Source organism: Mesotoga sp. Brook.08.105.5.1 (assembly GCF_002752635.1).
Taxonomy (GTDB): domain Bacteria; phylum Thermotogota; class Thermotogae; order Petrotogales; family Kosmotogaceae; genus Mesotoga.
On record NZ_AYTW01000013.1, the window covers coordinates 87,717 to 96,545 of the forward strand.

Annotated in this window: 6 protein-coding genes and 1 tRNA gene; 4 read left to right on the forward strand and 3 right to left on the reverse strand. The window is 46.2% G+C overall.

Annotated elements, in window-relative coordinates; all coding sequences use genetic code 11:
- Window positions 1–63: 63 nt before the first annotated feature.
- From V512_RS06495 to V512_RS06505, 3 genes are all read left to right on the forward strand, one after another.
- Window positions 64–1,389, forward strand: a complete 1,326-nt coding sequence (locus tag V512_RS06495; protein ID WP_099829640.1) for a hypothetical protein — start codon at window positions 64–66, stop codon at window positions 1,387–1,389.
- A gap of 57 nt (window positions 1,390–1,446) precedes the next feature.
- On the forward strand, window positions 1,447–3,759 hold the full coding sequence (locus tag V512_RS06500) for a hypothetical protein (RefSeq protein ID WP_099829641.1): 2,313 nt from the start codon (window positions 1,447–1,449) through the stop codon (window positions 3,757–3,759).
- 398 nt (window positions 3,760–4,157) lie between these two features.
- Window positions 4,158–4,232 (forward strand) — tRNA-Val (locus V512_RS06505).
- A 15-nt stretch (window positions 4,233–4,247) separates the two neighbouring features.
- Here V512_RS06505 and V512_RS06510 read toward each other — a convergent pair.
- The 3 genes from V512_RS06510 to V512_RS06520 all read right to left on the reverse strand — a co-directional run bounded on the left by V512_RS06510 (window position 4,248) and on the right by V512_RS06520 (window position 6,910).
- The gene (locus V512_RS06510) at window positions 4,248–5,723 is read right to left on the reverse strand and encodes an Rne/Rng family ribonuclease (protein ID WP_243392288.1); all 1,476 of its coding nucleotides are present in this window, start codon (window positions 5,721–5,723) and stop codon (window positions 4,248–4,250) included.
- Between the two features lie 98 nt (window positions 5,724–5,821).
- A complete protein-coding gene (raiA, locus tag V512_RS06515) occupies window positions 5,822–6,355 on the reverse strand; it encodes a ribosome-associated translation inhibitor RaiA (protein WP_099829643.1) in 534 nt (177 codons plus the stop codon).
- A gap of 66 nt (window positions 6,356–6,421) precedes the next feature.
- Complete coding sequence (locus V512_RS06520) at window positions 6,422–6,910, reverse strand: NUDIX domain-containing protein (RefSeq protein WP_099829644.1); 489 nt, start codon at window positions 6,908–6,910, stop codon at window positions 6,422–6,424.
- Window positions 6,911–6,998: 88 nt separating this feature from the next.
- Between V512_RS06520 and V512_RS06525 the strand changes: the two genes are divergently transcribed.
- Complete coding sequence (locus V512_RS06525) at window positions 6,999–8,510, forward strand: YifB family Mg chelatase-like AAA ATPase (RefSeq protein WP_099829645.1); 1,512 nt, start codon at window positions 6,999–7,001, stop codon at window positions 8,508–8,510.
- Window positions 8,511–8,829 lie beyond the last annotated feature (319 nt).

An 8,829-nucleotide genomic window follows, 5' to 3' on the forward strand; every position in this document is an offset into this window, starting at 1 on the left:
CAAGATTCTATAATCTTAAGTGATATGTAAGCGATTTCACATCGACTTCTAGGAGGTGTTTGTATGAAGAGGTTCTTGGTTCTTTTCTTCATAGTGCTTTCGGTCTTTTTAGTTGCAGAGACTATAAGGGTTCCCGTGTCTGTCAATTCCTTCACCGGGGAGCCTGTTGCCGTTACAATTGCCATGAGTGATATTCTTGATCTCGTTGGGGTTGACTTCGATGCCAACTGGGACTCATTAAGAGTTGTTCAAGACGGAAAGGAGCTTCCGTATCAAATTGATGATGCCGATCTGAATGGAAGGCTCTCATCCGGGGATATTCTCTCCTTCTTGATCACAGGTCCTGCAGAGATAACGGTTAGTGACAACTTTGACATTCTTCCCCCAACCTACCAGTCGGTAGGAAAAGTAACTGAGGAAGATGGGCAGTGGGTTATTGAAATCGGGGAAATAACTGCAATTGCCAATAACAAAGGTCTCGTTAAGGTAACTGGTTTCGGAGATGTGGAAGGAACTGTGGTCGATGAGATAGGCATTGTCAGGATGTCGGGTTATGTTGGATCGACCTATTACATCGATGGAGAGTTTGGCAGGCACGAAGAAAAGACGTCGGGAGATTTTGCAGTCAAGGAAGTCTCGGTTCTTCCTGCCGGGCCCGTAGGAATCACTGTTGTTAGCACGCTTGAAGCGAAACCTTTCCTGGGTGTAACTCAAAAAATCATCACCACAATCTTCAGCAACGGGGATATAATTTCTCACAACACCTTTGAATTTGCGACATATGCCGAACTAATGAAACTACAGATAATGGCAACAAGAGTATTGACTGACGTAGCTGAAGACACGGTCCATACGCTTCCTGTATTCAGAAGACTTCTCTGGGCCGATCAGCTTAATATTACACCACTAGAATACTGGCTTGAGAGAAATGCGATAATGTATTTCGGAAACAAGCCCTATATTGTCTTCCCTGCTGTAGATTCAATGAGACCGCTTTGGTGGGGTGCGACGTACATATTTGCTTCTCAGGAAAGCTGGAGAGCCAACTACTCGTTGTCATTGAAATTGGGTGTCGCAGAGATAAACCCCGAAGTACCTGTTGTAGTAGCCGACTACGAGAAATGGATAGGAGGTCTTACTTGGGTATATGAGAGCAGGGAATTCAGGGACGGATACTTCGAATGGATGCCCGGTGAGATTGACATCTTCGAAAGCACTAGAGGTTATGTCTCTTCAAACTGGGAAGACTACGTAAAGCGCTTTGCGGCAGGAGATGTTGTCAGTTTCAAGAGAGTCTACTCGATATTCAACGCCGACTCAATTCAGGATTCAATCGAGTTCGCTGAGCTCAAGAAGTCGGAGATTCAGTCACTCAAGATAGGAGAATAATCGATCTTTGCTTTAGGGTGAGAGGTTGCCTCTCACCCTTTTATTTTGGAGGTGTCTATGAAGAAGGTAATCGTCTTGCTCTTATCTCTTGCTTCAGTCTTGCTTATCGGGATGGAGGTTCAGCTTAATCTAGGACATCTGGAATTCCTTAGAGACGAGTTCTCGATTGAGAATGTCACAAGAGTTGGTTACTGGATTTATGCTGACAGACTTCCCGATGGAAGCTACAAACATGCCGATGCTCCCGGCGAAGGAGTTACATGTGTTGATGATGTGGCGAGGGCGGCGATACTTTATTTGAGACTCTTTGAGACTTCAGGAAACCCTGAGTACTTCGGACGGGCAAGAGAAGCGCTGGAATTTGTACTTTCAATGCAGGATGTCGATGGGGACTTCTACAATTTCGTATTCGAAGATGGAAGAATAAACCTAAATGGGCCTACTTCCAGAAAAGGAGGAAACTGGTGGGCAGCTCGAGCATTATGGGCGCTTACTACCGGAGCACGGATATCTCAAGATTTTGACCCCGAGTTTTCTGTTAAACTGACCGAAGCTGCACATAGGTGCTTCCGAAGAATAATCAGCTTTGAACAGGACGGTCTTATTCATGGCTACACCGACCTCTCATCCGTTGTTCTTCTTGGAGCCGCCGAGTTGTTCATGATAGGCAACGATGCACTCGTGGGAAGTTTCGTTGAAAGGTGTTCTTCTGCTATTCGAGATAAGCTGGTTCTGAATAGCGACTCGCTTTTTGACGGTCTTGTAGACGAGGCACCACCTTCAGAATCGAAGTATTACTGGCACGGTTGGGGTTCGAGGCAGCTGGAAGCAATAGCTTTGGCAAGTGCGATTCTAGAAGACGACAATCTTCTTGAAGCTTCTGTAGAGGCTTTCAAGCGAAGCTCGGCGCTTCTGCTGAATGCGGGGCCTCTATACTCATTGTCTCAATACTTGCAACTTTTCCCGCAGATAGCCTATGCTGCAGAAGCTGCGATTTCAGCAGGGTATATGCTGTATGAACTGACCGAAGATGATGAGATTGCCTCTACAACGGCTCTTCTTGGAAGCTGGTTCCTTGGTGTCAACAAGTTGAACCAGTCAATGATAGGGAGGAACGGAGAGGGATTTGACGGACTTGAATTCTCACACGTAAATAGAAATGCAGGAGCAGAATCTACGATTTCCATGCTTCTTTCTCTCGAAAGGATCAGTAGGCTTCCCGATCAGTACGAACGGTTCTTTTCTGGTGAAGTAGAGATACTTGCGCCGGTTGAGGTAGTTGAAGCAGAATCCATGAGGGCTGGCCTTTCCGAATCAGCGATAATCCAGGGTACCGGCTTTTCGGGCAATGCCGTAATAAACATCTCAGGAGCATTCAGTCTTCGTATGCCAATAACACTTGCCGAGACATCATATTCAGTATTTGCAGCTCTAAATGAAGTCAAAGCTAACGAAGTGGTCTTTACCTTGAGGCTTGGGGATTCCAGATCAGAGAAGGTAGTCAGCCTAGAGCGGAGAGCCATTCTCAAAATCGGTACTGTAAAAGGTACAGGTAATGAATCTACCTTCACGGTGGGAGGAAGAATAACCGAAGGTAGTTTCGATCTCGATCAGATAATTCTCGTGCCGAATTTGGTGGTTGCTTACGATCCAGGAGAAGATGTTTCCTTTATTCTCAATTTCCGTGGAAGCGAGGAAGCACAAGAAGGTATTTCAATTGCAAACGGTAGGATCTTTGAAAGAGAGAGAAAGATTACTGAAGTACCACCGTCACTGGTGGTGGATGTTGTCGAACAGGACGGGTTCGTTCATTTGAATCTTGAAGAGCTATTCAACAACAACGGAATTGCATCTTCCGATGAGAGAAAAACGGCGAATTTCGACAACCCTCAGGGATTATTTGGAGCTTCTTACATATCTGCAGAGCTGGAGAGAGAGCTAGAATCAGGATTCCTTTCTGTTGGTGAGACTAGATTCTTAATGAACATCAAAGGCGACGACAACCTAAGACTCACGGGCCAGGCGATCACATTTCCAGCAGAAGTATTCAGTCGTATCTGTATCCTCGGTTCGGCGAACCATGGTGACTACGTCGGTGAAGCGCTGCTGATCTACGAAGATGGTTCGCAGCAAATGATCCAGTTGTCGTTTTCCGATTGGTGCGGAGGGCCATCGACTGGAGAGGAAATTGCGTTCGTGTTTTCCGGCAGATACGATAATACTGGGAATACAGAGAGAGTCAAGTGCATGCTGTACTATCGTTGTAGTGATCTTCTTGATAAACCGTTGAAAAGCATAGTCTTTCCTCAGCTGGCTAATGTGCACATTTTCGCAGTCTCGTTTGAGAGAGCAGGCTCCTGTGTTCAGTAGCAGTGAAGTTATTTGGAGAAGAATGCCGGTCCGTTGACGCAGGCCAGTTCTGCTTCGCGGCCGGAAAACCCGCTTAATGCTTGAGGGAACACGCTGTGCGCTGGGAAAAGCAGTCCTCAGGTTTGCCGTCCAATAGCTAGGATCCGTCCTTCTTCTCTTGCTTTTTCTTACAACTTGTATCTTGTAACTTGCAACTGAGCTTTAACAAGCGATCAGCGGGTCCTTGTTCTTAAGCGTACAGCGGATCTAGAAACGAAGGACAGATCCTCGCTCTGGAACGAAGAACAGGTTTTTCCCTCGGTTAACGGTCAACCGTTTTCACTTTGCCGCTACCTGTCATCACGTAACTAATCGTCAAACCTTGACACTGTACCCTACCGATGATAGAATTGCTGTACGGATGCGTAGCTCAGCGGAAGAGCGCTTCCTTCACACGGAAGAGGCCACAGGTTCAATCCCTGTCGCATCCACCACATAGGTAAAGGGAGTCATTTCGACTCCCTTTTTGTCTTAGTCTTGGGTTTCTTCAACTTTTCTTGCTTCTTCACGAATTTGATTTCATAAGAGGTCGGAATTGGCCAGGTGAAGCCCACCGAAATCTCTCTTTTTAGCGTCTTGACAAGGTTCTTCTGGTTTTCTGGAGTTAGGATTCCAGACATGTTTTGATAAACCTGAATGGAGGCGCTGGTCAACGATTCGTCCTGAAAACCCCTCGATAGATCCTTAAGCAGCCGCTGATAAACTGCCCTGGGAGACTCGATCCTTCCCGTTCCCTTGCAAATCGGGCATGAGGAATATAACTTGGACCCAATTGCAGCTGTCGATCGCTTCCTTGTCATTTCCAGCAATCCAAGTCTCGTGAATCCCATTATCATAGTTCTCGCCTTGTCCTTCTTAAATTCAGCTGTGAGACTCGATATCACTTTCTGCCTATCTTCATCGTTCTTCATATCAATAAAGTCTATAACGACTATTCCGCCAATGTTTCTCAATCTCAGCTGTCTCGCAATCTCTGAAGCGGCCTCTAGGTTCGTGTTCAATGAAGTTTCCGACACATCGTTGCCGGAGATACTGCTTGCAGAGTTCACATCGATTACCGTCATAGCTTCTGTTCTGTCTATGTATATGTTTCCTCCCGCGGGTAGGGATACCATTCTGGTATAGAGGATCTTCATTTTCTCGTACACTTCTTCAGACGCAAAGGCATCGCCTTCAACATACCTCACGACCGGTTTGAAACCGGACTTGAATTTGCTGATGCCGGCGACCACATCGTGCCAGAGTTCCTCTGAATCGACCACTATCTCCTTTGTATTTTCGGTCAGTCTCTCTCTGAGAATATACTCTACAAAGGAAGGTTCCTCATAGAGAATCTTCGGTTTTCTGCTTCTTCTAAATGTCTCGTTTATCTTGTTCCAGTTTTCACGCAGACTTTCAAGCTCTTCCTTTATTGTTTCCTCACCCACACCGAAAGCGGCGGTACGGAAGATCACACCTTCTTTGTTTTCAAGAACTGACTTCGCAACCGCGGTGAGCCTATTCCTTTCCTGCTGATCCGCGATCTTCTTCGATATTCCAATATGCTTCGAAAACGGTGTATAAACAAGGCTTCTGCCTGGTATGCTAACCTTAAGGGTAATCTGAGGCCCTTTCGAACCGATGGGATCTTTGCTGACCTGGACTAGAACTTTGTTGTTCTTCTCCAGTTTCTGTTGTCCGGAAGCATCTTTGAATCTAAGAAATGCGTTCCTTCCAATCCCAATATTCACAAAAGCCGCTTCAAGGCTGGGAACAACATTCTCTACCTTGCCAAGATAGATGTTTCCAGTTACACTTTCGCTGTCCATGTCTTCGAAAAAAATCTCTTCCAGCTGATCGCCGTCCAGAGAAGCGATCCTGACTTCGTCCTCAATTCGACTGAAGACAATAGTCTGCGTTCTGTTATTCTGTATTCTTGCCACCACCCTTTCATTTCTATAGACAGAACTAGATTTCGAATTCTACCATAATAATCATCTCACGTGAAGATTAAGAAAGCGGGCCACCTTCTGGTGGCCGTCCGCTATTCGTTCATTTCAATAATACCGATAGATCCGTTCTTTCTAGTATAGAGAACATTGACTTCATCAGTATCGATATTCCTGTAGACAAAAAAGGTGTGGCCAAGCATTTCCATCTGAAGAACGGCCTCATCCTCAGTCATCGGCTTGATAGTGAACCTCTTACGTCTTGTAATTACTGTGGATTGATCTTCTTCGAACCTGGAGGGAATTGAATCGAGGTTTTCCTTAAGGCCGTTTTTGTGCTTGTGGCGAGTTCTCTCTTTGAATCTCTTTATTCTTCTCTCAAAGGCATCAGATGCCGAATCCACTACTGTATAGAAGTCGCTGCCCTTTTCCTCCACGCGGACCATAACGCCCGGCAGATGGGCGGTCGCCTCGACCTTGTAGAACGCCCTTTCCTTCGAGAGCCTGAGATCCATCGAGATCAGCTTCTCCTCGTTGACAACTTTCGACACTTTTGAGAACCTCTTGTCGATGTAGTCTTTCATGGAGTCTGTAACAGTTACGTCTTTAGAGTAGATGTTGTAATCCATGATAACCCTCCTCTCGCGTGATGCTACCAAATTGCGTTACTTCATGTTATCACATACCAAAGGCCGTTACAGTACGCTGGAATCAGGACTCCCTGTCCTGAGCTGGTGTTTGCTCGCTACCTCATATAACTGTACTGAACTCAGAGAATTCCATTCTGTCTTGAGACGTGAAGAAAGCCAAATCGGAAGTACTCTGTACTTCTCAATCTCTCCAATTTCCACCCATTTGACTTCAACCAACGTTGGAACTCCCGAGTTATCTGGATCTGATCCCAGGTTGGTCCTTCCCGAGACGTAATCGCAGGAAAATATCACCTCCAGAAGGCTTTCTCTTTTGAATTCCTGTAGTGCAACAACCGATTTAGGAAAGACTTCAAGATAAGTCTCTTCCCTTATCTCTCTCTTGATTGCAGTAAAAAGATCTTCGCCTGGTTCAACAAGTCCGCCGGGGAAACACCAGAAGGGAGGTCTGTCGCGATGCTCATGACGAACAAGAAGAACAGATTCGTCTTTTATGACCAAAGCTCTTACACTAATACGATGTGTATTCTTCATATGCACACCTCGACCATGCCTCATTTCAAGTATATCACCTCTTCGCCTCTTGATTGATATAATTTCATATATGATAGGAGGTTATGAGATGCGCTATTCAAGAGTTAGAACGATTACAACCATGGGTCTTAACGTTTTGGATGTTCTCGTTGAGCTGGATATTGACAGCAGGGCAGTAATCCAGGAGATGGATATCGTAGGTCTTGGAGACACCGTAATTAAGGAGAGCAAGAAGAGAGTTAAGAGTGCCGTCAAGAACTCGGGGATAGAGCTACCCAACGGTCGAATAACGGTCAACCTAGCTCCGAGCGATGTGAAAAAGGAGGGATCTTATCTCGATCTTCCTATAGCGGTGGGGTTGCTTAAGGCAACTTCGAAAATCAAAACCGATCTTTCCGATTACATTTTCTTTGGTGAACTGGGTCTTGACGGAAGCCTTAGGCGAGTAAGAGGCGTCTTGCCAATTCTGCTTTCGCTTTCCAGCAGGGCAAATGGTCTAAGAGTTGTGCTTCCTGCCCCAAACAGACAGGAAGCTACAATAGTGAACAACCTTACTATTTTCACGGCGGATAGTTTGAACGATTTGGTTGGCTTTTTGAACGGACACGTGGAGAAAAAACCCGTCGTCTATTCGCAGCCCGAATTGGGAAGTATGAATGGGCCGGACATGTCTGAGATAAAGGGACAGGAGTTTGCTAAGAGGGCTTCTGAAGTCGCCGCGGCAGGAGGGCACAACATTTCCCTTCGAGGGTCCCCGGGATGTGGAAAAACAATGCTTGCCCGCAGAATTCCATCTATTCTCCCTCCGCTAACTATGGATGAAGCTATTGAGACCACAATGATTTACAGCGTTGCTGGACTGCTGGGTGAAAGAGGCCTGATAAAAGAGAGACCATTCAGGTCTCCTCACCATACTGCGTCGACAACATCTATCGTTGGTGGTGGAAATGATGCTAGACCGGGTGAAATTAGTCTTGCCCACAACGGTGTCTTATTCATGGACGAGTTTCCGGAGTTCAGAAGAGATGTAATCGAGGCTCTCAGACAACCGCTGGAGGATGGAGTAATTACTGTTGCAAGAGCAAAACTGACAGCCACTTATCCTGCCAGATTCATGCTCATAGCTGCCCAAAACCCGTGTCCTTGCGGATGGTACGGGGACAAAACAAGAGAGTGCACATGTTCTTGGTATGACATTCAAAGATATAACAGGAAGATCTCGGGTCCAATGGAAGATAGGATAGATATCTTCGTTGACATGCCAAGACTCGATTTCGATAAGTATATGGAAAACTCAACGGCAGAAAGCTCTGACGAAGTTCGGAAGAGAGTTATTACGGCAAGGAAGAGACAGTCGTCGAGATATGCAGGAATGAGCATATTTTCGAATAGTCAGCTCAGTCATGCCTTACTGAAAGAATACGTGCCGCTAGACTCAGCATCGAGATCACTTCTTTCGGCAGCCGTGGAAAAGATGAAATTAACTGCAAGGGCCATTGATAGAGTTCTTAAAGTAGCACTTACTATAGCCGATCTCGAAGAAAGTGAAGTTAAGGCCAGGCACATTGCTGAAGCCTTACAGTATCGAAGAAAGACCTAGAGTTCGGCACTCTAGGTCTCCATGAGAGATCTGACCAGAGTGTGCCAAGAAGGCGAAGAAGGAAACTTCAAGCCATGCTTAATCGAAGATGAGGGAGGGCCCCTCGAAGCCGCCATGCAGGTGGAGGCTTCAAACCACCGTAAGCTGCTGTGGTAAAGAGCCATGGTAGTGAACGTTACGGGAAAAGGCGGGACAGTGATCCCGTCAGGTGAGTACCAGAGGAGACGAATACAAGTGAACCACCGTGAACGTGTCGTAAGGACCCTTAGTGTCATCAAAACCAGGAGGACCAACTATCCCGGGGTAAGTCTGAAGGAAA